The sequence below is a fragment of the Demequina sp. genome (assembly GCA_024707205.1).
Taxonomy (GTDB): domain Bacteria; phylum Actinomycetota; class Actinomycetes; order Actinomycetales; family Demequinaceae; genus Demequina.
The window spans coordinates 648,265-674,917 of sequence record JANQAD010000001.1; the positions used below are offsets into that span (position 1 = coordinate 648,265).

Sequence of the window (26,653 nt, forward strand, 5' to 3'; positions counted from 1 at the left end):
TGGGCCCACGCCAGACCACAACCGCGCGTACACGGCGTGCGCCTGGGCAGATTCGAACTGCCGACACCCGCTTTAGGAGAGCGGTGCTCTATCCCCTGAGCTACAGGCGCTGGGACCCGTCAAGGGTACCGGCTACCAGCGGTTGTGGACGTGCGCCCTGATATCGCGGTCATAGATCCCCTCAAGTTCACTAAGGGTGCCCGACGCTATGGCGGCAATTCTGCCGCCGCGGCATTCGCGCGGGCCTGGTCTGGCGTGCGCGCGCCGGGGATCACCGTGGAGATTCCCGCCTGCTGCGTGAGCCAGCCGAGCGCGAACTGGGCCGTTGTCCACCCGGAAGGCGTGAGCGCGGCCACCTCGCGTGCGGCCGCGACCCCAACGTCGTACGGCACGCCGCTGAACGTCTCGCCCACCGAGAACGCCGAGCCGTCCCTGTTAAAGTTCCGGTGATCGTTCGCCGCAAACTCCGTGTGCTCGTCGTACGTGCCGCTCAGCAGGCCAGAGGCCAACGGAACGCGCGCGATGATGGCAACCCCAGCGTCGGCCGCCGCCTTGGTGACCGCCTCCAAAGGCTTGCGACGGAAGAGGTTGACGATGATCTGGATCGATGCCAACCCGGGGTGGCGAAGCGCCTCCAGCGCCTCATCGCACGTCTCCACCGAGACGCCCCAGTTCGCGACGCGCCCCTCGTCAACGAGCGTGCCAAGCGCCTCGTACGTCCCGGGGTCCGCAAGCACGGCCGACGGCGGGCAGTGCAGCTGCACCAGGTCAAGCGTGTCCACGCCCAGATTGGCGCGGGACCGGTCCGTCCACGCGCGGAACGCGTCGAGCGTGTACTCGGCCGCGACATGGGGCGACGCTCGCCGGCCCATCTTGGTGGCCACGAACACCTCGGGGTGCCGCGCGCGGAACTCGCCCACGGCCCGCTCGGAGCGGCCGTCGCCGTAGACGTCGGCCGTGTCAAAGAAGGTGACGCCGGCGTCATAGGCCGCGTCGAGGATCGCGGTCGCCGTGTCATCGGAGACGTCTCCCCAGTCGGCGCCAAGCTGCCAGCAGCCAAGACCGATCGCGGAAACGTCGCGGCCCAGCCGCGGAACGTGGTTGGTTCGCATGGAACCAGCCTAAACGTGCAGCGAGGGGCCCGACGCTGTGGTCGGGCCCCTCGCTTGCCGTGCGTCTGGAACTAGTCCGTGACGCGAACGTAGGTGGGGTTGACCTGCCAGATGGCGCGGAACTGGATCGTCTTGCCGGGAACCGGCGAGTCGATCTGCAGGTTGCTTCCCGCGTACAGGCCAACGTGGCCGGAGGTCACGATGATGTCGCCTGGCTTGGGCGAGGACACCGGGTGCCGACGTTCCAATAGGCGGAGGACGAGCGCGGCAGGTCGATGCCGAAGTGCGCGTACACGTAACTCACGAAGCCCGAGCAGTCGAAGCCCGCGGGCGTGCTGCCACCGGACCTGTACGGGGTGCCGACGAACTTGGCCGCGTAGGCGATGACCTTGGAGCCGGCGATGGCCTGCTCAACCTTCGCGGAAGGCACCACGGTGCGGTAGTGGCTCGTGGCCGTTGCTCCACTCGCGACCTTCTTGACCACGATGGGGTTCTTCTTCACCTTGACGGTGGGCGCATCCACGGCGAACTCGGCATTTGCATCTGCCGCGATCTGCGTGGGCGCGTCCGCGAGGTCTTGGGCGTGGTCGATATTCGCCGCCATGACGCTTGCCGCGTCGGGGGTGACCGGTTCAGTTGTGACGAGAGCCGCCGCCGCTGCCCCAGTCAGAGGTACCACAATCAGTGCGGCGGAGGCTGCTGCCGCCACCGCGCGCGTCCTGGCGCGCATATATCCGTAAGTCAAATTTCCGTTCCTTCCGCGCCCTGTGCGCGTCGATGTTTCCGGAGCCTCAACGTGTTGCCGCCGCAACTCGTTCCCTCTTGTTTGGGCTCCCTAAGAGGATCATCCTCAAGTTGTCACTAGTCGTCGATGGTACCCAAGATTCGCCAGAAAGTTCATTCGAGACGGATGAACAGGTGCCGCGCATCGTCTTCGGTGATGGTCATCGCACCGTGGGGACCGGTCAGTTCTATGCCTCGCTCCGCCTTCCGCACGCTCACCGTATTGCCTGGTAAAAACCCTAAAGCGGCCAAGTCGCCGAGGAACTCGGGCTCCGCCTGCGGCGTCTCCCCAATCCGGGTGACCGACCCCTCAACACTGGTCCCAGAAAAAACTTCTGCGATAGGCACTTCGTCCCGGTTCCGAGCGGATTCGCGGCTCACCCCCAGCTCATCCAGACCGGGCACCGGGTTGCCGTAAGGCGACACCAGGGGCCCGTCGATGAGCTCGACAACGCGCATCTCGACGCGCTCGCTCATCACGTGCTCCCACCGGCACGCCTCTTCGTGGACGAAGGCCAGCTCGAGGCCGATGACGTCGGTGAGGAGCCGCTCCGCGAGGCGGTGCTTGCGCATCACCCGGGTGGCGATGAGCTCTCCCTCCTGGGTGAGCTCAAGGTGCCTGTCGGTGGGGTCGACGATCACGAGCCCGTCGCGTTCCATGCGCGCCACCGTCTGGGACACCGTGGGTCCCGCGTGACCAAGGTGCTCCGAGATGCGCGCCCGCATCGGCACGACCCCGTCCTCTCGCAGCTCGTAGATGGTGCGCAGGTACATCTCAGTCGTGTCGATGAGGTCGGTCATCCCGCGTGACGTCCCATGCCGATGTAGGTCCAGCCTGCCGCGATCCAGTCGTCCGCCGGCAGGCAGTTCCTGCCGTCGATCACCCTGCGCGCAGCGACGAGGGCGCCGAGCGCCTCAGGGTCCGCGGTGCGGAACTGGCTCCACTCGGTCGCCACGACCACGACATCCGCGTCCGTGACTGCGTCCTCGATGGACGTCGCGTAGGCGAGCGTTGGCCAGTGCGCGGCCGCGTTCTCCATGGCCTGGGGGTCGAACACGCGCACGGCGGCGCCGCCAAGGTGGAGCTGCCCCGCAACGTCGAGCGCGGGCGAATCGCGCACATCGTCCGAGTTGGGCTTGAAGGCGGCCCCGAGCACGGCCACGCGCGCGCCGCGCAGCGAGCCGCCGACCAGGGCGGTTGCCCGCTCAACGACGTGCGCCCGGCGTCGAAGGTTGACCGCGTCGACCTCGCGCAGGAACGTCAGCGCTTGGTCCACGCCAAGCTCGCCCGCGCGCGCCATGAACGCGCGAATGTCCTTGGGCAGGCAGCCGCCGCCGAAGCCCAGCCCGGCGCCAAGGAACTTGCGGCCGATGCGCTCGTCGTGGCCGATGGCGTCGGCGAGCTGCACCACATCGGCTCCAGTCGCATCGCAGACCTCCGCGATGGCGTTGATGAACGAGATCTTGGTGGCGAGGAACGCGTTCGCACTGACCTTCACGAGTTCCGCGGTGGCGAGGTCCGTCACGATGAACGGCGTGCCTCTATCCAGGATCGTCGCGTACACCTCGCGGGCGACCGCCTCCGCGCGACCCGGCCGCTGCGGGTCCACGCCGAGCACCAGCCGGTCAGGGCGCAGCGTGTCCGCGACGGCGAAACCCTCGCGCAGGAACTCGGGGTTCCAGGCGAGTTCAGCGTCGTCCCCAGCCGGCGAGAGCTCGCGCACCCTTGCGGCGAGCCTTGCCGCGGTTCCCACCGGCACCGTCGACTTCCCGAAGATCACAGACGGCCTGGTAATCAGCGGTGCGAGAGTGTCGATGACCGAGTCTACGAACCGCAGGTCCGCGGCATACTCGCCCTTCTTCTGGGGCGTGCCGACCCCGATGAAGTGAATATCGGCGAACTCAGCGGCTTCGCTCGCGTCGGTGGTGAAGCGGAGCCGCCGGATTCCACGTGCGTGCGCAACAGCTCGGGAAGCTCGGGCTCGAAGAAGGGCACTTCACCGCGGGCGAGACGCTCGATCTTCGCCGCATCGATGTCCACGCCGACCACCTCGTGGCCGAGTTCGGCCATGCCGGCCGCGTGCGTTGCTCCAAGGTATCCAGTGCCAAAAACAGAAATGCGGGCCATGGCATGAGCCTATCGTTCGGCGCCGGTCCCCTCACCGCCTGGACGGGCGATGAAGGCGACGCCATCCGTCCTCACTGTTGCCTCGCCGTCGGCCATCGACACGAACGCCGCCTCGCCGGGGGCAAGGGTGAGCATGCCCGACGCTGTGGTCACCTCTGCGCCCCCAAGGGCGAGGACGATACGGGGCTGGGGGGCAGGGTCACCGCCCCGCGCTCGACGCGCACCAGCGCGAACTCTTGAGCTGGAACGGTGTACGTGGTCGCGGCCCCCTCACGGGTGACCGAGGGGACAAGCGGCGCCGCGGGTTGCGCGTCGAGGATGGCCTCGAGCCTCTCCACGTCGATGGCCTTGGGCGTCAGCCCTCCGCGCACCACGTTGTCCGAGTTCGCCATGATCTCCACGCCGATGCCCGACTGATAGGAGTGGATCACTCGCGGCGGCACGTAGCACCCTTGGCCGGGCTGCAGCAGGACCGGGTTCATCGCGAGCGCAACGAGCGCGCCGGGGTCGCCGGGGAAGGCGCGCGCCGCGCGTCCCGCGAGCGCCTTCGCGCTGTCGCCTTCCGGCAGCAGGGCGAGACGGTCGACGGTCGCCGGATTCGCGTCACCGCCCAGCACCGCCATCACATAGGTAAGGAGAGACTCCTTGCCTTCGGTGAACTGCACCAGGTCGTCGGCACCGAGCGCCCGCAGGTCGCTCGTGAGCTCGCGCGGATCCCGGAGCCCCACGAGAAGGCGCATCGGCGTGAGCGCGACGATAAGTTCCGGCTTGTGACGTGGATCCTTGAAGGTCCGTTCCGGAGCGGAGGAGGACAAGCCCGACTCCTGCTCGGCATCGAAGCCCACGCGGGCCTGGTCGGAGGTCGGGTGCACCTGAAGGGACAAGGGAGACGCGATCGCGAGGATCTTCAGCAGATACGGGAGGCGATCGCCGCCCACCATGGCCTGGGGGTCCGAGGCGATGTACGCGGCGAGGTCGGAGCCGTCGTCGAGCGTGGAGGGATCCGTCTCGTGGGCGCCGAACCACGCCTCCGCGACAGGTCCGTCATGGCCGTCGACCTTGAGCATCTGGGGCAGAGCGTCGCGCTGGCCCCAAGCGAACGCTTTGAGTCGCGGGCCGATGCGGATCACCCAGCAATCATGCCAGGGCCGCGCCCGTACGATGTCAGCCATGACCGACGAGATCATGATCCCCCAGCACCTGCTGCCCAAGGATGGACGCTTCGGCTCCGGCCCGTCGAAGGTCTCCGACGCGCAGCTCGCAGCCCTCGTCGCGGCGCAGCCCGGGATCCTCGGCACATCGCACCGCCAGGCGCCCGTCAAGAACGTCGTCGGTGACATTCGCGCGATGCTCGCGGACTTCTTCTCGATACCGGAGGGGTACGAGGTGATCCTCGGCAACGGCGGGTCGACGCTGTTCTGGGACGCCGCAGCGTTCTCCCTCGTCGACGAGCGCGCTCAGCACTGCGCGTTCGGCGAGTTCGGCAACAAGTTCGCGCTGGCCACCGACAGGGCGCCGCACCTTGGGCCGTCAAGCATCCTCACCGCCGAGCCCGGTTCGGTGGTGACGCCAAAGGCCGAGGACGGCATCGACACGTACGCATGGCCTCACAACGAGACGTCCACCGGAGCCATCGCGGACGTGAGCCGTCCGGAGGGCATCGGCGACGCACTCGCCGTGGTCGACGGGACCTCCGCGGCGGGAGGCACTCACGTCGATGTCAGCCAGATCGACGCCTATTACTTTGCGCCGCAGAAGAACTTCGCCTCGGACGGCGGCCTGTACTTCGCGATCCTGTCGCCCGCCGCGATCGAGCGCATCGAGCGCGTCAACGCCAGCGGTCGCTACATCCCGGACACCCTGTCCTTGGCGCTCGCGCTCGAGAACTCGCGCGCCAACCAGACCCTCAACACCCCGGCCGTGGCCACTTTGGTGCTCATGAAAGCGCAGTTGGAGTGGCTTCTCAGCCAGGGTGGAATGGCGTTCGCCGCGGCCAGAACAGCCGACTCATCAGGGCGTCTTTACGCATGGGCGAGTGAATTTCGTCACATTGAGGCATACATCACAAACCCTATAAATCGGTCACCTGTCGTCGCTACCTTGGACCTGCCTTCAGGGGTCGACGCAGCTGAGATGCGCCGACACCTGAGGGCAAATGGGATCGTGGACATCGACCCGTACCGGAAGCTCGGCAGGAACCAGATTCGCGTTGGCGTATTTCCCGCTGTAGATCCCGACGATGTCTCCGCTCTCATCAATTGCCTGGAATTCATTGTGGAGAGATTGGTGACATGACCGAACAGCAGGATGTCCTGGACCCGCGCCGACCCCGCCGTCGCCGCATCCCGATCATCCTGCTGGGAACCCTCCCCGCGGCGATCGCCGCAACCCTGCTCGTCGCCGGTCCCAACTACGTGGACCCGATTCACGCTTCGACGAGCGCGAGCGGCGCCGGTGACGTGTCATCGACGGCCCTCGTCACTCATGGCGTGATCGCCCCCAAGACTTCCGTGAGCCTCGCGGCCGCGACGCAGCAGATCACCGTCACCATGCCGAAGCCCAAGGAAGCGGCGAAGGTCGCGAAGACCGCGGCGGTCAAGAAGACCACCGCGAAGAGCACGGCCAAGAAGACCACTACGACGGTCAAGAAGACCACCGTCAAGAAGACGGTGAAGAAGACGGTCAAGAAGTCCACCGGAAGCTACAAGAGCTTCTGCGCGAACCCATCCAACCCTGTGAGCACCTCCGGCTCCACCGGCAAGGCCCTGCTCGCCGCCGTGAACAAGGAGCGCGCAAAGCTGGGAATCGGTGCGCTTTCGTGGTCGTCGTCTATGGCGAGCACCGCAACGTCCTGGTCAAAGCACATGGTTGCCGTGGACAAGAAGACCAGCAAGCTCATCGACGGCCTCGCACACAACCCCAACCGCCCCGGCGCGGAGAACGTCGCGGTGGTCTACAGCTCGGGCGGCTACTCCGCGTCCAGCGCGGTCAACAAGATGCACAAGAACCTCGTGTATTCGCAGGGCCACTGCCTCAACCTCATGAACCCCAACTACTCGTCCATGGGTGCAGGCATCGCGAGCTCGAGCGACGGAAACACCTGGTACGCGACGGAGAACTTCCGCTAAGCGGTCGGCTCCTGCGCTTCGGCGACAGGCTCGAGCTCCGGCTCTGGCTCAACCGCAGCTTCTGGCTCAACCGCAGCTTCTGGCTCAACCACGGCTTCTGGCTCAACCGCAGCTTCTGGCTCAACCACAGCGTCGGACCCACCCAGCTCAAAGGCGACCACAGCGTCGGACGTGAAGACGGGATCAGCGGAGGGCCACTGAGTGGGGCCGTGCTCCACGCTCGTCTGCGAGTGAGCCCCGCACCCGTGGTCCACGCTCACGACCTTGCCGTCTGACGGCGACCACTCGTTGGTGCACGCCCCGAAGATGAGGCGCAGCGATCCGGAAAGCGGCACGTAGAAGGCGCAGGTCTGGCACGGCTCTGCCGACGCGATGGCCGCGGCAGCCGTGGGGCCGTGCGAGCCGCGGTACCAGCGCGTGGCGACGTCCTCGCGCCCCTCGGCGCCGAGCACCCGCTCGCGTCCAAGGCCCAGCTCCCAGATCTGCATCGCGTCCTCGTCCTTGCTCACCTCATAGGTGGGCACGAGCCGAGGGTCGTTCTCGATGAGCGGCAGCACCATGGACGGCTCGAGGTCGCCCGGCTGGATGCGCTCCGCCCACGGAATCCACGCGGGCGCGAGCAGGGCGTCGTCGGCAGGCATGAGGGCCGCCTCGTCGACGCCGACGTCCTTGCCTCGCGGCGCGCGCGAGAGCGTAACGGTCCACACCCAGCCGCGGTAGCCCGGAAGCAGACACGCGAAGGTGTGCGTGACGCTGCGGTCGCCGTCCTCGACGGCACCCAGGTGCTCGCCAACGGCGGCCGCGTCTTCCGCGAGCTCAATCGCCGCGTCCCGGGCGACGTCGATCGCCTCGGCGAGAACGGCGTCGGGCATCACGCCTCCAGCTGCTCGGCGACCGCGCGCAGAACGGCGGCGACCTTCTTGCCCTTGTCGCCCTCGGGGTAGCGGCCCTTGCGGAGCGAGTTCGAGACGCCGTCGAGCATCTTGATGAGGTCCTCGACGATGACCGTCATGTCGTCGGTGGGCTTGCGCATGGTCTGCGAGAGGGTCGTCACGGGCTCGAGGATCGTCACCGTGAGCGCGGACGGGCCGCGCTTGCCATCGGCGACGGAGTACTCCACCTTGGCGCCGGGGCGAACGGTCTCGCCCGCCGGCAGCGCGCTGGCGTGGAGGAACACCTCGCCGCCGTCGTCGCCTGCGATGAAGCCGAACCCCTTGTCGGAGTCGAACCACTTCACTTTTCCGGTGGGCACATCAACCTCGTTAACTCGCTGCGCCGCGTGTTCGGCGCGTCCACAGTCTACCCGGAGCGCGACCCGCGTCCCCAGGACCCCACTGGTCGCCAGTTGTCCACAGCAGGCACAGCGTGCCCGACGCTGTGCTCGGCTTCCCGCGTAGCGTCGCCAGCACTCACTACAGACAGGAGAAGGCGATGCTGTATCACGTTGATTCGGACGAGGTCGCGACAGCGGCGGCGCGGGCCGCGCATTCGGGCGAGACGATCCGCACGGAGGTCGCGGCGCTCGTGGGCAGCCTGCAGGCGCTCGACGGCACCTGGCAAGGTCAGGCGTCTGCCGCGTTCGCGGGCGTCCTCACTCAGTGGCGGTCCGCGCAGGCACAGGTGGAGGCGGCGCTGACGTCCCTCACTCAGGCGCTCTCTGCCGCGGCCACCGGCTATGCGGACGCGGAGGCTACCGCGGCGCGCATGTTTGCGCAGTAGTCGCCGCGGCGCCCGCTCGCGTGGGGTTTGATGGGACCGTGACGGTCCTCCTCGATCCCCCGCTGTGGCCCGCGCACGGGCGTGTGTGGGGCCATCTCGTGTCCGACTCGTCCTTGGAGGAACTGCACGAGTTCGCGGCGGCGGCCGGAATCCCAGAGCGCGGCTTCGACCGCGACCACTACGACGTGCCCGCCGAGCGCTACGAGGAACTCGTGGCGCTCGGCGTGACCCTCGTGGACTCGCGGGAGCTGGTCCGGCGACTGCGGGCGTCCGGCTTGCGGGTCACCGGCGCGCAGCGCCGCGCCTAATCCTCAGCGCCAGCCCCACGGAACGCGCCCAGTGGAGCCTCAGTTCCGGATCTTCGTGGTTGGCGGGCCCTGGCGGCACGTGAGTTCCAACCTCGTTCCCCGTGCTGCCGGACCGCCCACAACGGAACTCATCCGCCACTGGGGGTCGAGGATCCTCGAGGGACGGAACCCACGCGCCACTAGAAAAGCAGAAGGCCCCCTCCCCGTACGGGGAGGGGGCCTCAAGTTGCGGGGCTTAGAAGCCCATGCCACCCATGTCGCCGCCACCGGCGGGCATGGCCGACTCGGGCTCGGGCTTGTCGGCGACGACGGCCTCCGTGGTGAGGAACAGGCCCGCGATGGACGCGGCGTTCTGCAGCGCGGAACGCGTCACCTTGACCGGGTCGTTGACGCCCGCGGCCAGAAGGTCCTCGTACTCGCCGGTCGCGGCGTTGAGGCCGTGACCATCGGGGAGCGTCTTGACCTTCTCGACCACGACGCCGCCCTCAAGGCCGGCGTTGATCGCGATCTGGCGCAGCGGCGCGTTGATGGCGATCTCCACGATGCGGGCACCGGTGGCCTCGTCACCCTCGAGCTGCAGCTTCGCGAACGCCTTGGCGCCCGCCTGGATGAGGGCCACGCCACCACCGGCGACGATGCCCTCCTCGACGGCGGCCTTCGCGTTGCGAACGGCGTCCTCGATGCGGTGCTTGCGCTCCTTGAGCTCCACCTCGGTGGCCGCGCCAGCCTTGATGACGGCGACGCCGCCAGCGAGCTTGGCGAGGCGCTCCTGGAGCTTCTCGCGGTCGTAGTCCGAGTCGGAGTTCTCGATCTCGGCGCGAATCTGACGCACGCGCCCCTCGATCTGCTCCGAAGCGCCGGAACCCTCGACGATCGTGGTCTCGTCCTTGGTCACGACGACCTTGCGGGCCTGGCCCAGCAGGTCAAGCGTCGCGTTCTCGAGCGAGAGGCCAACGGACTCGGAGATGACCGTTCCGCCGGTGAGGATCGCCATGTCCTGCAGCATCGCCTTGCGGCGGTCGCCAAAGCCAGGGGCCTTGACGGCCACGGCCTTGAACGTGCCGCGGATCTTGTTGACCACGAGGGTCGCGAGCGCCTCGGACTCGACGTCCTCCGCGATGATCGCGAGCGGCTTGCCGGTCTGCATGACCTTCTCGAGCACGGGGACGAGGTCCTTGACGGACGTCACCTTGGACTCGATGAGCAGCACGTAGGCGTCCTCGAGGATGGCCTCCTGGCGCTCGGGGTCGGTCACGAAGTAGGCGGACAGGAAGCCCTTGTCGAAGCGCATGCCCTCGGTGAGCTCGAGCTCGAGGCCCAGAGCGGACGACTCCTCGACCGTGATGACGCCCTCCTTGCCGACCTTGTCCATCGCCTCCGCGATGAGGTCGCCAATGGCGGGGTCACCGGCGGAGATGCCAGCGGTCGCGGCGATCTCCTCCTTGGTCTCGACCTCCTTGGCGGCGGCGAGCAGTTCGACGGTCACGGCCTCAACGGCCTTCTCGATCCCCTTCTTGAGGGCGATCGGGTTGGCGCCGGCCGCGACGTTGCGCAGACCCTGCTGTACGAGCGCCTGGGCGAGCACGGTGGCCGTCGTGGTGCCGTCACCGGCAACATCGTCGGTCTTCTTCGCAACTTCCTTGACGAGCTCGGCGCCGATCTTCTCGAACGGCTCCTCGAGCTCGATCTCCTTGGCGATGGACACGCCGTCGTTGGTGATGGTGGGGGCGCCCCACTTCTTCTCAAGGACGACGTTGCGGCCCTTGGGTCCAAGCGTGACCTTGACCGCGTCAGCGAGGGCATTCATGCCCCGCTCCATGCCGCGGCGGGCCTCCTCATCAAAGGCAATGATCTTTGCCATGGGGGTGGTTCCTCTTTCAAGGTGGTGGCTTCGTTGGTGCCCGCGACGGACGGTGTGAGCCTCCGGCGTTCACGTCACGCCGATGCCCGCACCTCACCCATGAAGCCGAGGTCTGGTTAGCACTCTCGGGTCGAGAGTGCTAATGCGATTCTGGCACTCTCACCCGGAGAGTGCAAACGGGCATCGGCCGCGTTCGCGCGGCGCGGACACACTTACTTCGAGGGATCCGTGACGAGGTGAACCTCGACGTCGACCTTCTTCTCTGGCGTGCCTTGCTCGATCTTGGAGATGCCCAGCTGCTTCGCCACCTCTTGCGCCGTCGCCTTGAGGTCGTCGCTCACATAGACGACGACGTTCGCCGAGGGCTTGGTGCCCGTGAGGTTGTCCGCGCCGACGCTCGTGAAGCCGCCGTTCTTGAGGACCGTCTGGCTCTTGGCCGCGAGGCCGGAGATGCCGGACCCGTTGAGCACCGTCACCTTCGCGTCGAAGTTGACCTCTTGAGTGGGGTCGGGGGACGGCGTCGAAGTCGGCGTCGCGGACGGCACCGCGCTCGAGGTCGGGGACGGCGTCACCGTCGCCTCGAAGCTCTCGGTGATGGTCGGCGTCGGCTCGTCAGGCGTCTTGACGTCGCGGCTCCACAGGTAGCTCGCGATGAAGAAGGCCGCGCCTCCGGCGATGAGGAAGACGATGACGGGAGCCACGAGCCGCGACCACCAAGGGCGCGGCGCGCGGTGGACGCCGACGGGTCCCCCGTGCTTGGCGATCTCGTCGAATTCGTCCGGCGGGTACTGGTCGCTCACGGGTGAAGCGTACCTTGGGTCAGTCGGACCACTGCCGCGCGCGCCCGTGTGTGCGAGCAGCGCGCATGCGGCGCAGGCGCTTCACGAGCATCGGATCGTGGGCCAGCGCGGCCTCGGTGTCGATGAGTCCGTTGAGCAATTGGTAGTACTGCGTGGCACTCATGGAGAACAGCTCACGGATCGAGTCCTCCTTGGCGCCCGCATAGCGCCACCACTGCCGTTCGAAGGTGAGGATGTCGGCGTCGCGCTCGGTCAGCGGTGCGACGTGCGGCGCGGGCGCCTGGGGCGCGATTGCGCGTGCCGTGTTGTCCATGATCCTCCCTTTGAAAGGCCAGCGTACTCGCGAATCACATTGGTGTCATTTAGGCGGCCCGACGCTGTGGCCGGCTCACTATTAGGGTGGCGGCATGGCGTCGTGGCGCGAGCAGGTGGCCCCTGATTGGGCCGACGCGCTTGCGTCCCAAGAGCCGACGCTCACCCAGCTAGGGGTCTTCCTCCGCGAGGAGATCTCGGCAGGCCGGGGGTACCTTCCGGCAGGGGACGCGATACTCCGCGCGTTCACGACCCCGCTCGCGGACGTGCGGGTGCTCATCGTCGGCCAGGACCCCTACCCCACACCGGGCGACCCCGTGGGCCTCAGCTTCTCGGTGCCGCCGGGGCACCCGATGCCTCGGTCGCTCCTCAACATGGCGCAGGAGCTCCGCAATGACACGGGCGAGGTCCTCGCGAACGGTGACCTCACCGCGTGGCAGTCCCAAGGCGTCATGCTGCTCAACAGGGTCCTCACCGTCAGTCCTGGAGTCGCGGCGAGCCACCGCGGGAAGGGCTGGGAGGGCTTCACCGAGCACGCGATCAGGGCGCTCGTGGCGCGCGGCGGGCCGCTGGTCGCGATCCTGTGGGGGCGCGACGCGCAGTCGCTCGCGCCCATGCTCGCCGACGTTCCGCGCATCGAGAGCGCGCACCCGTCGCCCCTGAGCGCTAGCCGCGGATTCTTCGGCTCACGGCCGTTCAGCAGGGCGAATGCCGCACTCGAAACCCAGGGAGCGGCGCCTATCCGCTGGGCCATCCCCTAGCCATAGTTCCCCGAATGGGCACTGAGTGTCGCGAAACTTGAGTTTGGCGTACCTAGAAGCCCATTCGAGAGCAGTGAAGGGCCCAACGCTGGGGTCGGGATCAACACCCAGTGCTTGCAATTCCTACCTATCCGATGGTATTAGTATGTCATTGGTGATCGGAGCGCGCCCAGCGCCCCGCGCCGCGACCTAGGGAGAGCAGAGATGGCGATCTACGCCAGCACCTCGATGTGCCGCTCCTCGTGTTGCGCCGCGAACCGCCGAATGTCGGCCTGAAGCCGCACCAGCGTCGGGCAGCGACGCGCCCCAGCAGCACCACGCAAGCCCCACCAGCCCCACACCCTCTAGGAGAAAACCAGTGAACTGGCCTGCCCTTGCCATGCTCGGCGCCGTAGCGGCGTCGTATGTCGGCATCTTCTTCCTGGCGCGCAGGCGCTTCAATTTCAGCCTGCTGACGCTCAGCGCGCTCGGCGTCGGGATCGTGATCGGCCTCGCCGGTCGCGGCCACTCGGAGTGGATAGAGCCCATCGGCCGCATCTACATCAACCTCCTGCTCGCCTCGGTGGCGCCGCTCGTGGTCGTGTCGATCATCGCGTCCATCACGAGCCTCGGCAGCCTCGAGAAGCTCAAGACCGTGGGGCTGCGCAGCTTCGGCTGGCTCATGGTCACCAATGTCATTGCAGTGATCCTGACGCTCGGCGTCGCGATCTCGCTCGGCATCGGCAAGGGCGTCAACGAGACCCTTGGCGGCCAGGAGCTCAACGTGCTCGAGAACTCCGTGCAGAGCTTCACGGACGTGGTCGTGAACTTCTTCCCCGTCAACGTGGTGGGCGATCTCGGCTCCAACCACATCATCCCCATCATCGTGATCTCGATCGCGCTCGCGATCGCCTACCTCGCGGTGGCCCGCAAGGACCCCAAGGGCGTGCGCCCGTTCCGCACCGGCATCGAGGCCCTGCGCCTCGTCATCTACAAGGCGGTCGGTTACGTCATCAAGCTCACGCCGTACGCGGTGCTGGCCCTAACCGCGACGGTGGTGGCCGACTCGGTCAACCTCACGAACAAGTTCTGGTCGCTGATCGGCCTGCTCGTGGTCGCGTGGGTCGTGTGCTTCGCGGACCTCTACATCGTCAACGGGCTGCTGCTGCGGACCGTGGCCAACGTCTCCCCTGTCGCGTTCTTCCGCAAGATCTTCCCCGCGCAGGTGACCGCTTTCACCACGCAGAGCTCGGTGGGCACCCTGCCCGTGACCACAAGCGTGCTGACGACGCGCGTGGGCGTGCACCCGGAGGTGGCCCACTTCACGGCACCCCTGGGCACCACCATCGGGATGCCAGGGGTGCTCGGGCATCTGGCCCGTCCTCATCGCCGTGTGGGGCATCAACGCGTACAACATCCCCTACACCGCGCAGGACTACCTGGTGCTCGCGCTGCTCGCGACAGTGGTCTCGATCGGCGTGGCAGGCGTGCCGGGAACCGCGACGGTCGCGGCCGCAACGGTCCTGGCAGCAGCCGGATTGCCGCTCGAGTTCATCGCGGTCACCCTGCCGATCTCGATGATTGCGGATATGGCCCGCACGGCCACCAACGTCACCGCGGCCGCAACGAGCGCCACGATCGTCGCCCGCCAAGTCGGCCTGCTGAATGAAGACATCTTCAACGGCAGGGCCACTTTCGATGAAGAGACGGGCCAGGTCACCCCTCTGCCCGACGCTTCCCCCACCCAAGGCGACGACGTCGCCGAAGCCCCGGCGAGCGTCGGGCAAGAAGAACTCAACCCCACTACTGAGCCCGCGCTCGCGGGCGCGAACAGGAGCTGATCATGAAGCGCACCGCAAGCCTCGCCATCGGGACCGTTGGCCTCGCCGTTCTGGTGCTCGGCATCGCGCCCGCCGCGAGTGCCGACGTCACCAATCCCGCCGACAACCCGCACAAGATCACGGTCACAGGCGACGACGGCCAGACGTATACGGACGGCCAGGACACGCTGCCCGGCTACGACGACTACGAGTGCACCTACATCCCCGGCGCGTGGTTCGACTTCGCGAAGAACCGTGTGTACTACGCGGACGGCCAGTGGATTCCGTGGACCGAGTGGGACAGGGCCACCGGATACAAGGAGTGGCTCGCCAAACAGGACTCGGGTTCGTCCGGCGGATCCTCTTCCGGCGGCTCCTCTTCTGGCGGCTCGAGCTCCGGATCCACGTCCGGAAGCACCAAGTCCGGCAGCACCAAGTCCACGAGCACAAAGTCCACGAGCACAAAGTCCACGAGCACAAAGTCCACGAGCACAAAGTCGACGAGCACCACGTCCGGCAGCACCAAGTCCACGACCAGCACGACGACCAAGGCGACCGAATCGGACACCGCCACCAGCCCGTCCGCGTCCCCGAGCCCGATCCTCGGCGGCGAGTCGGCGACGCCGAGCGCATCGCCGGTGGCGACCGAGTCGCCGTCCGCCACGCCCACCGTGGACGCTTCTCCGGTGGCGGCCGTCGCGGCCGGCACGGACTCCGGCTCCAGCGCGGGCCCAGGAGCGGGCATCGCGATCCTGGGTGGCCTCGCGGCCGCGGGAGGCGTCGCCTACGGGGCCACCTGGTTCGTGCGCCGCGGCCGCGAACGCAAGGCGATTGGAGGGTTGGCGTGATGTGTAGCGCCCGCAGCATGCGCTGACCCGCAGCCCTCGACCCTCAGTCCCCACCTCGCCCGGGAGCGAGCCGCCTCAACGGCACGGCACCCAGGGTGAGCGAAGCACACCCAAAATCCAACAAAGGGAAGACTCTCATGCAAGCAACAACAGTGCGGCGCCTGGCGGCCGCATCGGCAGGACTCGCGGTAGCTGTCACGCCGTTTATCGGGGCCGCCGCGTACGCGACCCCGGACAGGACGGCGTCGACCTCCGTCGACACCACGTACCTCGCGGACGCCCTCGGGCTGCCCGCGGAGACGGTCGTCGAGACCGCAACCTACGACCGGTTCCAGTGGCTTCTGCAGCAGCCGGGCCAGTTCGCGTTCATCGTGGGCTCCACGAACGACGCTGGCTTCAAGGCCAAGGTGCAGCAGGCCGACGCTGCGGCGAGGGCCGCCGGCGTCACCAAGATCTACTGGTTCGACCCCAACCTCACGGGCTACACGGACGCCAACCGCAAGCTTGACGTCCGCAACCCCTCCACGATCAACCTCGCCGCGTCGTCGCAGACGATCTTCGGCAACGTGTGGAACAACGTGATCGGCCAGTACCTGGGCAACGGCGTCAAGTCAGTGCCGAACTCGTCGGCCAACTCGGTGACGGTCACGCTCGACGACACCGTGGTGAACGACTCGGTCAACCCCGCGTGGGACCTGCGGACCGGTGAGACCCCCGCGGTGTCCTCCACCGACGACGTGTTCTTCGTCTACGACAAGGACCACAAGGTCGCGGACGTCGCGGACAAGGTCGTCGACTTCGTGAACCTCTCGACCACGGAGGACCCCACTGCCGGCGTGACGGCCGCGGTCGCGGCAATCGGCGGCGGCGCGGCGATCGACCAGATCAGCCAGTTCTACGGGTGGAAGGCGTCGAACAACTTCATCCAGTCGCAGCAGAACGGCGGCACCGAGGCGGGAATCGCTCGCTATGGCGGGGACATCCTCAAGGACGCCGACAACGCGAACGGGTGGAACGTCAAGCAGGTCACCTACCCCGAACTAGTGCACCTGCTCAACCTCAACGCCGCGGGCGCGAACTTCGCGATCCTCTTTGGCGGCACGTGGTGCCCCAACACGAGGGCCGTCATCAAGTTCGTCAACCAGAACGCGGTGGCGAATGACGTGACGGTGTACAACTTCGACCTCGTTCTCGACGGCGGCAAGACCAACGGGACCAACCAGGGCGCCAACCCCATCCACGTTCGCGACAACGCGAACAGCGGCACGACGTTCAACTTCCGTCCGTCGTACGTCTACGGCGACCTGGTGCGCACGTACTTCAGGAACCTCGTCACCGAGTACGACCCCAACACGGGAACTCGCGTCTCGTACTACCCCAGCGGCAACCTCACCTCGTTCCCGGACGTGGTGCGCAAGCTGCAGGTGCCCTTCCTGATCAACTACGAACGCGGCACGGGTGGAAGCCCGTCGAGCTCGAGCGTCAAGCGCCAGTGGATTAAGCAGAACACCGACGCCTCCACGGGCCTGCCGACGTTCAAGGAGTACATGACGAACTGGTGGTTCACGCAGCCGTCCGACCAGATCGGGCTCAACTTCGCGATCCCGGCGGACACGAGCACCCTGGTGGACCCGCAGAAGAGCCAGTATGAGCAGGCGCTCGCCAACGTGTCCTTCGCCCAGGAGGCGCTCGACAAGCTGGACGTGTTCTTCGGCGGTCTGCCGGGTGCGGTGAAGTCCACGCGGACCGTCACGGCCCCCGATGTCGCCTACGGCACGGACGCCACGATTAACCTCGCTATCGCCAACAAGTACGGCCGCGTGCCGGCTGGCACCGCGACGCTGAACATCGGCGGCACCGACTACCCGGTGACGGTGGCGCAGAGTGCGGCGCAGTTCACGGTTCACGGCCTCTCGGCTGGAGACCACCCGTTCACGATCACCTACCCGGGCGACGGCCAGCTGCTCCCCTTCACCGAGAGCGGCACACTCACCGTCACCAAGACCCACGTCGCCTCCGCGGCGGGAGCCGTGGTGACCAAGCCGACGCCGCAGAAGGCCGGAAGCTACAAGGTCACGGTGACCCACCCGTCGGGCCTTGGCCAGGCGACGGGCAATGTCACGGTGACGTTCACGCACGGTTCGACGGTGAAGACCGTGACCGGGGCGCTCGCCTCGGGCGTGGCGACGCTCACCGTTCCGAAGCTGCCTGCGGGCACGTGGACGGCGTCGGTGCAGTACGCGGGCAACGCCGACTACCAGGCGAAGACGGTCGCGGGAGCGTCCGTTGTGTCCTCGAAGTCTGCCGTGTCCAAGGTGGCGGGGGCCGTCTCCAAGACGCCCAAGTCCACCGCCACCGGAACCTACAAGGTGACGGTGACCGCGCCGTCGGGCCTCGCGAAGGCAACCGGCAAGGTCACGGTGACCCTCAAGAAGGGTTCAAGCAAGAAGACCGTGACCGGCACGCTGAAGTCGGGCGTTGTCACCATCTCGGTGCCGAAGCTGGCGAAGGGCACGTGGACTGCCTCGGTCGCGTATGCCGGTGACGCCAACTACGCGGCGAAGACCGCTGCTGGGGCCTCCATCAAGGTCACCAAGTAGCACACACAAGGGGCCGGTCGCGGAGCGTGGGGCGTCGCGGCCGGTCCCTTGTGCTTCACCCGCACAGCTTGTTTCCGCCATACGAGGGATCGTTGGTGATGATGAGGTCACCGTTTGCCGAGCCCCAACCGGGGTTGGCCTCGACGCCCTGGAAGATCGGCAGGCTCGAGCACGAGTAGCCGCTCGCGAGCGCAACGTTCTGGTTGTTGACCACGACGGTTGGCGTGAAGCCTGCCCACTTGGCGGTGTCGGCAAAGTTGAACGTCACCTTCCACAGCGCCGCGGACGTGACCGCGCTGAACTGGAACTGCGAATACTGGTGGCCGTTCGCGGTCCACGTGGCCACGGTGCCGATCGTCAAGGTGCAGGACTGCGACGTCGCGTTGCCGCTCGCGTCGAGGCCAACACACCCTGGCGTTACGGGGGCAGCGCCGTTCCAGCTCGTGGGGAAGATCCAGCCGCCGATGGTCGCGATGGCGGCGGAGACGTTCGCGCTCGCGTACGTGCCGACCGTCACCGTCTGCGTGGCGGCGGCCGACGCTGTGGTTCCGGTGGCGATGACCGTTCCGGAGTCATTGTGCAAGTTGATCTTGAGGCTCAGCCCGGCGCAGGCAGCGGGCAGCGCGCTCACCGTGATCGTGGTGCCGCTCGCGGGGGTCGTCTTGACCACCGGGGTTGTCCCGTTCATGGAGGCGGCGCAACGCTGCAACTTGGTGAGCGTGACTTCCTTCTTGGTAGTGACTCCGAGGGTCGCGGCGTTGGCCGCGGTGGCGCCCACGATGAGCGCGGCGAGGAGTGCGACGGCGGCGACGATCCAGCGCTTGCGCATCACTCGTCTCCTTCCTTCGCGGGCCAGACGAGGACAGCGGCGGCGAGCAGGAACAGCGCTATCCACAGGAATGGGCTCAACAGCACGCCCATGACGGCGCCCACGTGCGGGATGTGCACCTGCACTACCCCGCGGACCTCATCGCCCTTCGGCGTGAACGGGTCCACGAAGGTGTTGTGGTCTCCCTGAACTGACCAGCCCGATTCGGCGTCGCCGCCGATGACGCGGTGGACGATTTGGGCGCCTCCGAAGCCATCGGGCGCGTAGACGATCACGTCGCCGACCGTCGGCTCCGTCTGCCACGCGATGAGGAGGTCACCGGGTTGGTAGCCGGGGGTCATCGACTCGCCGGAGACGAACACGAAGGACGCATGCCCGCCGAACTTCGCGGGCCAGACGAGGAAGGCGAGGACCGCAAGCGTCGCCCACAAGGCGATGGATCCGAGCAGGCGCCAGCCCCGGCGCGTACGGTCCTCCGTGAGGCCCGCGCCGGAGCTGGCGACTGACTGCTCGGTCATCAGCCGGCTCAGCCGCTGATGATCACCGTGGCGTCGCCGATGTCGGTGGACAGGGGGATCGCCTTGGAGGTGGCGTCGTAGGTGAACGACGTTCCGGACACGGTGGAGGTGGTGGTCGCGAGCTCGGTGCCCGCAGCGCTCGCGAGCGTCAGCGCGATCTTCTCGTCCTTGCACGCCGCGTCGATGCCGCTCACGGTCACGTCCTTGATGATGTACGCGGTGCCGGACTTCTGGTACGTGTAGCCGACGTTGACGCCGTCGGCGTCGCACGGGGCGAAGGTTCCGGAGCCGATCGCGACCTCTTTGCTGGTCGTCACGGCGAGAGTCGAGGCTGCTGCGAGGGACAGTCCCGCCGCACCGACGATGACGAGTCCAGCGGCCAGGTACTTACGAGTGGCCTTCTTCATGGGGTACTCCTGGTTCGGGTGGTGCTGCGGCATCGGCCCGTGAGTACTGCTACATCAACGATCCTCGCCGCAACGGTGAGGCCGTCCCGCTGGCGCGCTGTGAGCACGATCCTCTTGCGACGGGTGCTGGTCTTTCAACACGTGTCGATTTTCTCATTCATGCCAAGCCTCGGCCTAGGCAGTTGGTCCCAGGATTCGTCGCGGTTGTAGCGCCCGAGAGCATCCTTGAACTAGCATCTTGTGTATCACAGGGTAAGGGATTAGCCTTGAATAAGCGCGCATGCTGTTCCAGGATGGGAGGCGACGATGCCAAGTCAACCGCGGACCACCGCCGTGTCCTATGAGCCGGTGACGTGGCGACTGCCGGAGCGTCTCGAAGGTCGCGTTGACATCGTGACGGTCACTCGCCTGGAACGTACGCCCTACCAAGCTGCGGTCCCCGCGCAGATCTCGGACCTGGAGCCACTGGAGCTGCTCGACGTCCGTACCGTGCGTGAAGCGACCACTGCTGAGGGTGCGATCGCTGCGTTCAACGCCGAGGTGGCACGCTTGCCCGTCCCCATGCCTGCGGTACTGCTCAGGACCGAGTCGGCGTCCAGCTCGCAGATCGAGCACCTGACCTCCAATGCCCGCAACCTTGCCGTCGCCACCTTGGGGCTCAAGGCCAGCCAGAACGCGTCGCTCGTCGCCCGCAACGTCACCGCGATGCGTGAATCCCTAGCCGTAGAGGGTCCCGTCACCCCCAATTCGATCCTCGCCATCCACAACGCTCTGCTATCCGAGTCAGACCCGGAGATTGCCGGCGTGTGGCGCGACGGCCCCGTGTGGATCGGCCGGCCCGACATCAGTCCCCATGGCGCCGACTTCATCCCACCCACGTACCAGCGTGTGCCCGGCTGTATCGAAGACCTGGTGCGGTTCAGCTCGAAGCCCCACGAATCGCCCCTGGTGGCCGCAGTCGTGGCGCACGCACAGTTCGAGACCATCCACCCGTTCTCAGACGGCAACGGTCGCACCGGGCGCGCTCTCGTCCACGTGATGCTTCGCGAAGCGCGCCTCACCCCAGACACCACGGTGCCGATTTCCGCGGGGCTCTTGGGCGACACCGATTCGTACTTCGCTGCGCTCGGCGCCTACCGCGACGGCGACGTGAACCAGCTGGTGTCCGTGTTCGCGGCAGCCACTGAGAGAGCGGTCGTCAACGGGCGCACCCTCGCCTCCGATACCGTCACGCTGCGTGACGAGTGGTTGGGCACCATCAAGGCCCGCTCCGACTCGATCGCGTGGCGTCTTGCAGACCACCTCTTCGCACAGCCCGTCGTGTCCTCTGACTACGTGGAGACCGCGCTCGGAGTGTCCCGACAAGGCGCCTACAACGCCATTGAAGTGCTCCAGCGCGCAGGCGTGCTGCACCAGTACAGCGCGGACAAGCGCAACCGGTTGTGGCAGGCCGACGGTGTGTTGAAGATCATGGACTCGTTTGCGGAACGAGCCACGCGACGCCGACTTTAGCTCCGGTTCGGCAGCCATCCGGGCGGCCGCGCTGCTTGGCCGACGCGATCAGAGAGCTGGCAGCGGGACTTGAACCCGCAACCGCCCGATTACAAGTCGGGTGCGCTACCAATTGCGCCATGCCAGCGTTGCGGCATCAAGGATACCGGCGGCAGCGTCGGGCCTGTTCCCGCTAGTTGGCGAAGAGCTGCGTGAGGTACTGCTCGAGCACGCCTTCTTGCATGTAGGGAACCTGAGTTTGCTCCACGATGACGCGATCCATCATGAACGTGGGCGTGCCGCTTACGCCGTCGATGGACGCCTGCTGCGTTGCGGCGAGCACCCAGTCGTTGAACTTGCCGTCCTTGAACGTGTCCGCAACTTCCTGCGGGACGCCAACGCCGACGGCGATGTCCGCGATCTGCTCATCCGTGAGCCCGGGCGTGTTCTCGTCCGGCTGGTCGGCGAACATGGCCTCGAAGAACGCGGAGAAGTGCTCGGGGGACTGGTCGGCGACGACAGCCGCCGCATTCGCCGAGCGCGTGGAGAAGTTCGTGCCTGCGGAGTAGCGGTCAAGGAACGCGAGCGGGTGGTAGTAGACGGTGAGGTCGCCGGAAGCGCTGAACGAGTCGAGAACCGGGCCGTTGATCTCCTCGAAGTGGCCGCAGTACGGGCACATGAAGTCGAGGTAGACGTCCGCGCGGTGCGTGCCCTCGGCGGAGCCGACGAGGATGCCGCCGGTCTCGTCCGCGCCCGCCGGCGTGACGACGTCGCCGATGCCAGGGGCCTTCGAGGAATCGACGATGAAGTAGATGACGCCCGCGAGAGCGGCGATGACCACGAGAGCCACCGCGACGATGGTCACGGTGGTCCGACGCTCTTTCGCCTTGAGCTCGGCCTGCGCCTTGGCCTTGGCTTCCGCTCGCGCCCTCGCAGCGTCGTCCTTCTTGCTTGCCATTCCGTACCCCCTAAGTGGGTGATGCCTCTCGCCACCCTAACGGGCGGCGAGAGGCATCACCTGGGACTAAGGACGGGGCTAGCCCGCGGCCAGCTGCTCGAGGTAGGCCTTGAGGGTTCCCGGCGTGAAGTAGTTGACCTGGTTGGGGTCGAGGATCTCGCGGTTGACCATGACGGTTGGGGTTCCGCTCATGCCGTCCTGCGAGGCCTGATCCGTCGCCGCGGTCACCCACTTCTCGAACTCGCCGTTCTTGAGCTCGCTCGCGATGTCCGCAGGCACGCCGACGCCAATGGCGATGGCGGCAATCTCATCGTCAGAGAGGCCCGTGGTGTTCTCCTGCGGCTGGTTGTTGTACAGCGCGCCGACGAAGTCGAGGAAGTGAGCCGGGTCCTGATCGGCCACGACAGCTACGGCGCTTGCCGCACGTGTCGAGTACTTGGTGCCCGAGGACGCCCTGTCGAGGATCGAGATGGGGTGGTAGTACAGCGCGATGGTGCCGTCCTCGCGGAGGGTGTTGAGGTCCGCGCCGTTGATCTGCTCGAACTGGTTGCAGACGGGGCACATGAGGTCGATGTACAGGTCAACCCGCGTGACGTCCGTTGGCACGTCGACTCCCGCAACGCCGCCGGTGCCAACCGGAATGCCACCGGTCTCGTCGGCCACCGCTGGCGCATGAGCGTCGGACAGCGCGGGGACCTTCGACGAGTTCACGATGAAGTACACGATGCCGGCGAAGGCCGCGATCACCACGAGCGAGACGGCGATGATGATCACCGTGGTCCTGCGCTCCTTGGCCTTGACGGCCTGCTGAGCCTTGGCCTTGGCGGCCGCCCGTGCGTCGGTTGGGTCCTGCTTCTTGTTTGCCATTCATCCCTCCAAGAATGAGTGCGAGTCTAGTTGCCGGCCCGCATCCAGCCGTCAAGGCTGAACTTGCTGCGGGGGAAGATCAGCAGCCACACGCCGAGGATCACAAAGCCGATCCGCTCGAGCATGTGCAGCGGGTAGTTGGTGGTGCCCTCCGCGACGTCTCCGCCGCCGCCAAAGCAGCCGCAGTCAATGGAGTAGCCCCTGATCCACGCCCACGCCACCCCGAACATGAACGCGGCCATCATCGCAAGCCACACCACGGATGCGATCCGCGTGAAGAGCCCCAGCAGCAGGAACACGGCGAGCGCGAGTTCAAGGAATGGCAGCATGGTGCCGACGAACGGCACCACGGCCTCAGGGAGCAGGCGGTACGCCCGCACGGCGATGATCGACTGCGGGATGTCCTGCATCTTGGGGATCGCGGCCGCGATAAGGATCCCGGCCATCCCCAGACGCACCAGGGTGGAGATCCACTCGAGGATCTCTGACTTCTTCACGGCCATGTGAACTCCCTGGTTGGTGACGCGGCTGTTTCCATGCGCGGCGCGTTGACGGCTCAACGAATCCTACCGGGGCGCGGTTCCCGTCAGTTTGGGCCGTTCTGCCTAATCGGCCACCACACCTGATCGATGCCGGCGAAGGAGATGCCGAACATGGCGATCGCGATGACCACTCCTGCGGCCGCCCATGCGATGCTCCAGAACCGGTCCGGCGCCACCCCGGCGGCCACGAGGTGCGCGCCCGTGCGCGCCTCCCGGCCGCGCGGGCCCCAGCCCAGCAGCAATACCGCCGCGGCTGCGGGCAGCGCGAGCGACACGCCCACACTGAGCGCGTCGCTCTCCAGTCCGCGCGTTAGGGAGTGGCCCGCATAGAAGAGGCCAAAGGCCGCGAGCGCCGCAAGCGCCGCCGACGGCAGCGTCAGCACCAGCGCCCTGCCCAGGTGCCATGGGCTCGCGAACGCCTGTGCCACGATGCCTCCCTGCTCCACCCCGCGCCGCTGGCGCGAGCGCCACACTGCCCGCGCGGCGGACTCAACGCCGCGCGCCACGACCGCCGCCGCGAGCATCAGCGCGGCCGCAATCAAGGGCGCCACGGTCGCGAGCGCCACGAGCGCCACGCCCCACGCGAGCAGCACCGCGCGGCGCTTGGGGATCACGCGCTCCGGCAGTTCGTCGCCCTCCGGCAGCTCATCGTCCGCCGACAGTTCATCGTCATCGGCCCAGTCCTCGAACGCCTCCGTCTGGTCGGCCGCGTCATCCCACGCGGCGGCGACGAGAGTCGGCTCAACCTCCGTCGCGTCGAGCACCGAAGTCTGGTCCGCCTCGGCGAGCATCCTCGCCAGCTCCTCCGGCCGCGGACGGAACTGCGGTGCCGCGGTGAGGGCGCGCGCCAAGGCGAGCGGAACGTCGGGCCGCACATCGCCGGCCAGGGTCGCGCTCAGCGCCCCCATGCCCGTGCCGAAGGGCGCGTGCCCGGTTGCGGCGAACGCGAGCGTCGCCGCGAGCCCCCAGTCGTCCGACGCTGCGGTTGGCTCTCCCCCATCGATCACCTCTGGCGCAACATAGCCCGCGGTGCCGCTCACGAGGCCCGTGCGCGTGAGGCGGTCGTCCTCGAACTGGTGCGAGATGCCGAAGTCGATCAGCACCGGGCCGGTGCGACCAAGCAGCACATTTGCAGGGGTGACGTCGCGGTGAACCACTCCCGCGGCGTGGACCGCAGCGAGCGCGCCGGCGAGAGCGGACGCCAGCTCCGCGACCTGGCCCGAGGGGAGCGGGCCGCGAGCGCGGACGTGCTGCGAAAGGCTCGGACCGTCGATGAACTCGAAGACCACGAAGGCGTCCTCGTCGTCGAGCTCCGCGTCCAGCACCCGCGGAACCGCGGCATGGCGCAGGGCCTGCAGCGCCGCGACCTCGCGAGCCAAGCGAACCCTGGCCCCAGCGTCGGACGTGTCCACGAGCTTGAGCGCGGCCTCGCCGCCCCCCTCATCCGTGACCAGGTATACGGCGCCGGAGCCGCCTCTTCCCAAGAGCCGGACGATGCGATACCCGCCTACCTGGTCGTCAGGCCGTCGCTCGGTCTTCGCCACGAAAGCCCACGCTACCCGCGGTGCCCAAGCCTCCCCGGGATATGGCAAGATGGCCGTGTTCGTCGCAGCAGCGTCGGGCAGTGTCAATGTGGACACCAGAGACACCACAACGGCACTCTTCACCACGGATCGTCTGGCACGTACCTGCCAGTGAAGGGACCAGAAATGGCAACCGTTACCTTTGACAAGGCAACGCGTATTTACCCGGGCACCGAGCGCCCGGCGGTCGACTCTCTCGACCTCGACATCGCCGACGGCGAGTTCCTCGTCCTCGTCGGCCCCTCCGGATGTGGCAAGTCCACCTCGCTCCGCATGCTTGCGGGACTCGAGGACGTGGACCAGGGCTCCATCTGGGTTGGCGACCGCGACGTCACCAACGTGCAGCCCAAGGACCGCGACATCGCGATGGTGTTCCAGTCCTACGCGCTGTACCCGCACATGACCGTTGCGGACAACATGGGCTTCGCGCTCAAGATCGCCAAGGTCGAGAAGGCGGAGATCCGCCAGCGCGTCGAGGCCGCAGCCAAGATCCTCGACCTCACCGAGTACCTGGACCGCAAGCCCAAGGCCCTCTCCGGTGGCCAGCGCCAGCGCGTCGCCATGGGCCGCGCCATCGTGCGTCAGCCCCAGGTGTTCCTCATGGACGAGCCGCTGTCCAACCTCGACGCCAAGCTCCGCGTGCAGACGCGCACGCAGATTGCCGCGCTCCAGCGCCGCCTCGGCACCACCACCGTCTACGTGACCCACGACCAGGTCGAGGCCCTCACGATGGGTGACCGCATCGCGGTCCTCAAGGACGGCGTGCTGCAGCAGGTGGGCACCCCGCGCGACATGTACGACGCCCCGGCCAACGTGTTCGTCGCCGGCTTCATCGGCTCCCCCGCCATGAACCTGGGCACCTACCAGGTGTTCGACGGCTTCGCCCAGGTGGGCCGCGGCCGCGTTGCGCTGGCCCGCGAGGCCGTTGCCGCGCTCAAGGCGGAGGACAAGAACGCCGTGGTGCTCGGGTTCCGCCCCGAGTCGCTCGACCGCTCCACCCCCAACGCCGAGGGCGCCATCCCGATCGAGGTCGACATCGTCGAGGAGCTCGGCTCCGACGCCTACGTGTACGGCTCGGTGCCGAACGAGTTCGGCGAGTCCAAGGAGATTCACTTCTCCGCGGGCGAGTCGCAGATGGTGGTCCGCATCGACCCCCGCGATGTCCCCAAGAAGGGCGACACCATCTGGGTCACGATTCGCGAGGGCGAGCAGCACACCTTCTCGTCCGCCACGGGCAAGCGTCTCACCAAGGACGCCGTCGTCACTGCGGCGTCGACGCACGTGTAAGTCTGATTGATT

Annotated in this window: 26 protein-coding genes, 2 tRNA genes and 3 pseudogenes; 10 read left to right on the forward strand and 21 right to left on the reverse strand. The window is 67.2% G+C overall.

Annotation, left to right across the window (positions count from 1 at the left end):
- Positions 1 to 37 precede the first annotated feature (37 nt).
- From NVV57_03305 to manA, 8 genes and pseudogenes are all read right to left on the reverse strand, one after another.
- Positions 38 to 110, reverse strand: a tRNA-Arg gene (locus NVV57_03305).
- Positions 111 to 132: 22 nt separating this feature from the next.
- Positions 133 to 1,112 (reverse strand): annotated as a pseudogene (locus NVV57_03310) (aldo/keto reductase).
- Positions 1,113 to 1,183: 71 nt separating this feature from the next.
- On the reverse strand, positions 1,184 to 1,312 hold the full coding sequence (locus NVV57_03315) for a hypothetical protein (GenBank protein MCR6711766.1): 129 nt from the start codon (positions 1,310 to 1,312) through the stop codon (positions 1,184 to 1,186).
- A pseudogene (locus NVV57_03320) lies at positions 1,309 to 1,509 on the reverse strand (C40 family peptidase). The gene NVV57_03315 and the pseudogene NVV57_03320 overlap by 4 nt, the downstream one beginning before the upstream one ends.
- A 500-nt stretch (positions 1,510 to 2,009) precedes the next feature.
- On the reverse strand, positions 2,010 to 2,696 hold the full coding sequence (locus NVV57_03325) for a metal-dependent transcriptional regulator (protein ID MCR6711767.1): 687 nt from the start codon (positions 2,694 to 2,696) through the stop codon (positions 2,010 to 2,012).
- Positions 2,693 to 4,023, reverse strand: a pseudogene (locus tag NVV57_03330) (UDP-glucose/GDP-mannose dehydrogenase family protein). The gene NVV57_03325 and the pseudogene NVV57_03330 overlap by 4 nt, the downstream one beginning before the upstream one ends.
- A 9-nt stretch (positions 4,024 to 4,032) precedes the next feature.
- Entirely contained in the window at positions 4,033 to 4,176 is a 144-nt protein-coding gene (locus NVV57_03335) for a hypothetical protein (protein ID MCR6711768.1), read from the reverse strand.
- The gene (gene manA / locus NVV57_03340) at positions 4,173 to 5,195 is read right to left on the reverse strand and encodes a mannose-6-phosphate isomerase, class I (protein MCR6711769.1); all 1,023 of its coding nucleotides are present in this window, start codon (positions 5,193 to 5,195) and stop codon (positions 4,173 to 4,175) included. The genes NVV57_03335 and manA overlap by 4 nt, the downstream gene beginning before the upstream one ends.
- On the opposite strand from manA, the gene serC reads away from it, so the two are divergent.
- Together serC and NVV57_03350 are read left to right on the forward strand one after the other, a co-directional pair.
- A complete protein-coding gene (gene serC, locus NVV57_03345) occupies positions 5,194 to 6,318 on the forward strand; it encodes a phosphoserine transaminase (GenBank protein ID MCR6711770.1) in 1,125 nt (374 codons plus the stop codon). The genes manA and serC overlap by 2 nt on opposite strands.
- Positions 6,315 to 7,151, forward strand: coding sequence for a CAP domain-containing protein (locus NVV57_03350; protein MCR6711771.1), 837 nt, complete (start codon positions 6,315 to 6,317; stop codon positions 7,149 to 7,151). Before serC ends, NVV57_03350 begins: the two co-directional genes overlap by 4 nt.
- Here NVV57_03350 and NVV57_03355 read toward each other — a convergent pair.
- Both NVV57_03355 and NVV57_03360 read right to left on the reverse strand, forming a co-directional pair.
- On the reverse strand, positions 7,148 to 8,023 hold the full coding sequence (locus NVV57_03355; protein MCR6711772.1) for a DUF3027 domain-containing protein: 876 nt from the start codon (positions 8,021 to 8,023) through the stop codon (positions 7,148 to 7,150). The genes NVV57_03350 and NVV57_03355 overlap by 4 nt on opposite strands.
- A complete protein-coding gene (locus NVV57_03360; protein MCR6711773.1) occupies positions 8,023 to 8,403 on the reverse strand; it encodes a cold shock domain-containing protein in 381 nt (126 codons plus the stop codon). Before NVV57_03360 ends, NVV57_03355 begins: the two co-directional genes overlap by 1 nt.
- A 179-nt stretch (positions 8,404 to 8,582) precedes the next feature.
- Between NVV57_03360 and NVV57_03365 the strand changes: the two genes are divergently transcribed.
- Both NVV57_03365 and NVV57_03370 read left to right on the forward strand, forming a co-directional pair.
- Complete coding sequence (locus NVV57_03365) at positions 8,583 to 8,870, forward strand: WXG100 family type VII secretion target (GenBank protein MCR6711774.1); 288 nt, start codon at positions 8,583 to 8,585, stop codon at positions 8,868 to 8,870.
- Between the two features lie 38 nt (positions 8,871 to 8,908).
- Positions 8,909 to 9,178 (forward strand): DUF4031 domain-containing protein, encoded by a 270-nt coding sequence (locus tag NVV57_03370; GenBank protein ID MCR6711775.1) that lies wholly within the window; start codon positions 8,909 to 8,911, stop codon positions 9,176 to 9,178.
- Between the two features lie 235 nt (positions 9,179 to 9,413).
- Here the strand turns inward: NVV57_03370 and groL are convergent, their stop codons facing one another.
- The 3 genes from groL to NVV57_03385 all read right to left on the reverse strand — a co-directional run bounded on the left by groL (position 9,414) and on the right by NVV57_03385 (position 12,152).
- Positions 9,414 to 11,039: a chaperonin GroEL gene (gene groL, locus NVV57_03375; GenBank protein MCR6711776.1), complete on the reverse strand. Its 1,626-nt coding sequence runs from the start codon at positions 11,037 to 11,039 to the stop codon at positions 9,414 to 9,416.
- A gap of 212 nt (positions 11,040 to 11,251) precedes the next feature.
- Entirely contained in the window at positions 11,252 to 11,839 is a 588-nt protein-coding gene (locus NVV57_03380) for a LytR C-terminal domain-containing protein (protein ID MCR6711777.1), read from the reverse strand.
- A 19-nt stretch (positions 11,840 to 11,858) separates the two neighbouring features.
- Positions 11,859 to 12,152: a DUF3263 domain-containing protein gene (locus NVV57_03385; GenBank protein MCR6711778.1), complete on the reverse strand. Its 294-nt coding sequence runs from the start codon at positions 12,150 to 12,152 to the stop codon at positions 11,859 to 11,861.
- Between the two features lie 94 nt (positions 12,153 to 12,246).
- Between NVV57_03385 and NVV57_03390 the strand changes: the two genes are divergently transcribed.
- The 4 genes from NVV57_03390 (at position 12,247) to NVV57_03405 (ending at position 18,159) form a co-directional block, all read left to right on the forward strand.
- Positions 12,247 to 12,912, forward strand: coding sequence for a uracil-DNA glycosylase (locus tag NVV57_03390; GenBank protein MCR6711779.1), 666 nt, complete (start codon positions 12,247 to 12,249; stop codon positions 12,910 to 12,912).
- Positions 12,913 to 13,270: 358 nt separating this feature from the next.
- Complete coding sequence (locus NVV57_03395; GenBank protein ID MCR6711780.1) at positions 13,271 to 14,560, forward strand: dicarboxylate/amino acid:cation symporter; 1,290 nt, start codon at positions 13,271 to 13,273, stop codon at positions 14,558 to 14,560.
- A 174-nt stretch (positions 14,561 to 14,734) separates the two neighbouring features.
- Positions 14,735 to 15,559: a hypothetical protein gene (locus NVV57_03400; GenBank protein MCR6711781.1), complete on the forward strand. Its 825-nt coding sequence runs from the start codon at positions 14,735 to 14,737 to the stop codon at positions 15,557 to 15,559.
- A 137-nt stretch (positions 15,560 to 15,696) separates the two neighbouring features.
- Positions 15,697 to 18,159: an Ig-like domain-containing protein gene (locus NVV57_03405; protein MCR6711782.1), complete on the forward strand. Its 2,463-nt coding sequence runs from the start codon at positions 15,697 to 15,699 to the stop codon at positions 18,157 to 18,159.
- A 55-nt stretch (positions 18,160 to 18,214) separates the two neighbouring features.
- Here the strand turns inward: NVV57_03405 and NVV57_03410 are convergent, their stop codons facing one another.
- Genes NVV57_03410 through NVV57_03420 form a run of 3 tightly spaced genes read right to left on the reverse strand, consistent with a single transcriptional unit; the run spans position 18,215 to position 19,913 of the window.
- Complete coding sequence (locus NVV57_03410; GenBank protein MCR6711783.1) at positions 18,215 to 18,988, reverse strand: hypothetical protein; 774 nt, start codon at positions 18,986 to 18,988, stop codon at positions 18,215 to 18,217.
- Positions 18,988 to 19,506: a signal peptidase I gene (locus tag NVV57_03415; GenBank protein MCR6711784.1), complete on the reverse strand. Its 519-nt coding sequence runs from the start codon at positions 19,504 to 19,506 to the stop codon at positions 18,988 to 18,990. The genes NVV57_03410 and NVV57_03415 overlap by 1 nt, the downstream gene beginning before the upstream one ends.
- 8 nt (positions 19,507 to 19,514) lie before the next feature.
- On the reverse strand, positions 19,515 to 19,913 hold the full coding sequence (locus tag NVV57_03420; GenBank protein MCR6711785.1) for a hypothetical protein: 399 nt from the start codon (positions 19,911 to 19,913) through the stop codon (positions 19,515 to 19,517).
- A gap of 306 nt (positions 19,914 to 20,219) precedes the next feature.
- Between NVV57_03420 and NVV57_03425 the strand changes: the two genes are divergently transcribed.
- Positions 20,220 to 21,425: a Fic family protein gene (locus NVV57_03425; GenBank protein ID MCR6711786.1), complete on the forward strand. Its 1,206-nt coding sequence runs from the start codon at positions 20,220 to 20,222 to the stop codon at positions 21,423 to 21,425.
- Between the two features lie 54 nt (positions 21,426 to 21,479).
- Here the strand turns inward: NVV57_03425 and NVV57_03430 are convergent.
- From NVV57_03430 to NVV57_03450, 5 genes are all read right to left on the reverse strand, one after another.
- A tRNA-Thr gene (locus NVV57_03430) sits at positions 21,480 to 21,552 on the reverse strand.
- 45 nt (positions 21,553 to 21,597) lie between these two features.
- A complete protein-coding gene (locus tag NVV57_03435) occupies positions 21,598 to 22,362 on the reverse strand; it encodes a DsbA family protein (protein MCR6711787.1) in 765 nt (254 codons plus the stop codon).
- 78 nt (positions 22,363 to 22,440) lie between these two features.
- Positions 22,441 to 23,229: a DsbA family protein gene (locus tag NVV57_03440; protein MCR6711788.1), complete on the reverse strand. Its 789-nt coding sequence runs from the start codon at positions 23,227 to 23,229 to the stop codon at positions 22,441 to 22,443.
- Between the two features lie 26 nt (positions 23,230 to 23,255).
- A complete protein-coding gene (locus tag NVV57_03445; protein MCR6711789.1) occupies positions 23,256 to 23,732 on the reverse strand; it encodes a DoxX family membrane protein in 477 nt (158 codons plus the stop codon).
- An 83-nt stretch (positions 23,733 to 23,815) separates the two neighbouring features.
- The gene (locus NVV57_03450; protein MCR6711790.1) at positions 23,816 to 25,315 is read right to left on the reverse strand and encodes a serine/threonine protein kinase; all 1,500 of its coding nucleotides are present in this window, start codon (positions 25,313 to 25,315) and stop codon (positions 23,816 to 23,818) included.
- A 165-nt stretch (positions 25,316 to 25,480) separates the two neighbouring features.
- On the opposite strand from NVV57_03450, the gene ugpC reads away from it, so the two are divergent.
- Positions 25,481 to 26,641: a sn-glycerol-3-phosphate ABC transporter ATP-binding protein UgpC gene (gene ugpC / locus NVV57_03455; protein MCR6711791.1), complete on the forward strand. Its 1,161-nt coding sequence runs from the start codon at positions 25,481 to 25,483 to the stop codon at positions 26,639 to 26,641.
- Positions 26,642 to 26,653 lie beyond the last annotated feature (12 nt).

Coding starts and splice junctions, on each gene's coding strand:
- NVV57_03410 (MCR6711783.1), bottom strand. CDS start 18,988: ATGCGCAAGCGCTGGATCGTCGCCGCCGTCGCACTCCTCGCCGCGCTC.
- manA (MCR6711769.1), bottom strand. CDS start 5,195: ATGGCTGACATCGTACGGGCGCGGCCCTGGCATGATTGCTGGGTGATC.
- NVV57_03440 (MCR6711788.1), bottom strand. CDS start 23,229: ATGGCAAACAAGAAGCAGGACCCAACCGACGCACGGGCGGCCGCCAAG.
- NVV57_03350 (MCR6711771.1), top strand. CDS start 6,315: ATGACCGAACAGCAGGATGTCCTGGACCCGCGCCGACCCCGCCGTCGC.
- serC (MCR6711770.1), top strand. CDS start 5,194: ATGACCGACGAGATCATGATCCCCCAGCACCTGCTGCCCAAGGATGGA.
- NVV57_03385 (MCR6711778.1), bottom strand. CDS start 12,152: ATGGACAACACGGCACGCGCAATCGCGCCCCAGGCGCCCGCGCCGCAC.
- groL (MCR6711776.1), bottom strand. CDS start 11,039: ATGGCAAAGATCATTGCCTTTGATGAGGAGGCCCGCCGCGGCATGGAG.
- ugpC (MCR6711791.1), top strand. CDS start 25,481: ATGGCAACCGTTACCTTTGACAAGGCAACGCGTATTTACCCGGGCACC.
- NVV57_03415 (MCR6711784.1), bottom strand. CDS start 19,506: ATGACCGAGCAGTCAGTCGCCAGCTCCGGCGCGGGCCTCACGGAGGAC.
- NVV57_03435 (MCR6711787.1), bottom strand. CDS start 22,362: ATGGCAAGCAAGAAGGACGACGCTGCGAGGGCGCGAGCGGAAGCCAAG.
- NVV57_03425 (MCR6711786.1), top strand. CDS start 20,220: ATGCCAAGTCAACCGCGGACCACCGCCGTGTCCTATGAGCCGGTGACG.
- NVV57_03355 (MCR6711772.1), bottom strand. CDS start 8,023: ATGCCCGACGCCGTTCTCGCCGAGGCGATCGACGTCGCCCGGGACGCG.
- NVV57_03325 (MCR6711767.1), bottom strand. CDS start 2,696: ATGACCGACCTCATCGACACGACTGAGATGTACCTGCGCACCATCTAC.
- NVV57_03445 (MCR6711789.1), bottom strand. CDS start 23,732: ATGGCCGTGAAGAAGTCAGAGATCCTCGAGTGGATCTCCACCCTGGTG.
- NVV57_03420 (MCR6711785.1), bottom strand. CDS start 19,913: ATGAAGAAGGCCACTCGTAAGTACCTGGCCGCTGGACTCGTCATCGTC.
- NVV57_03365 (MCR6711774.1), top strand. CDS start 8,583: ATGCTGTATCACGTTGATTCGGACGAGGTCGCGACAGCGGCGGCGCGG.
- NVV57_03390 (MCR6711779.1), top strand. CDS start 12,247: ATGGCGTCGTGGCGCGAGCAGGTGGCCCCTGATTGGGCCGACGCGCTT.
- NVV57_03405 (MCR6711782.1), top strand. CDS start 15,697: ATGCAAGCAACAACAGTGCGGCGCCTGGCGGCCGCATCGGCAGGACTC.
- NVV57_03400 (MCR6711781.1), top strand. CDS start 14,735: ATGAAGCGCACCGCAAGCCTCGCCATCGGGACCGTTGGCCTCGCCGTT.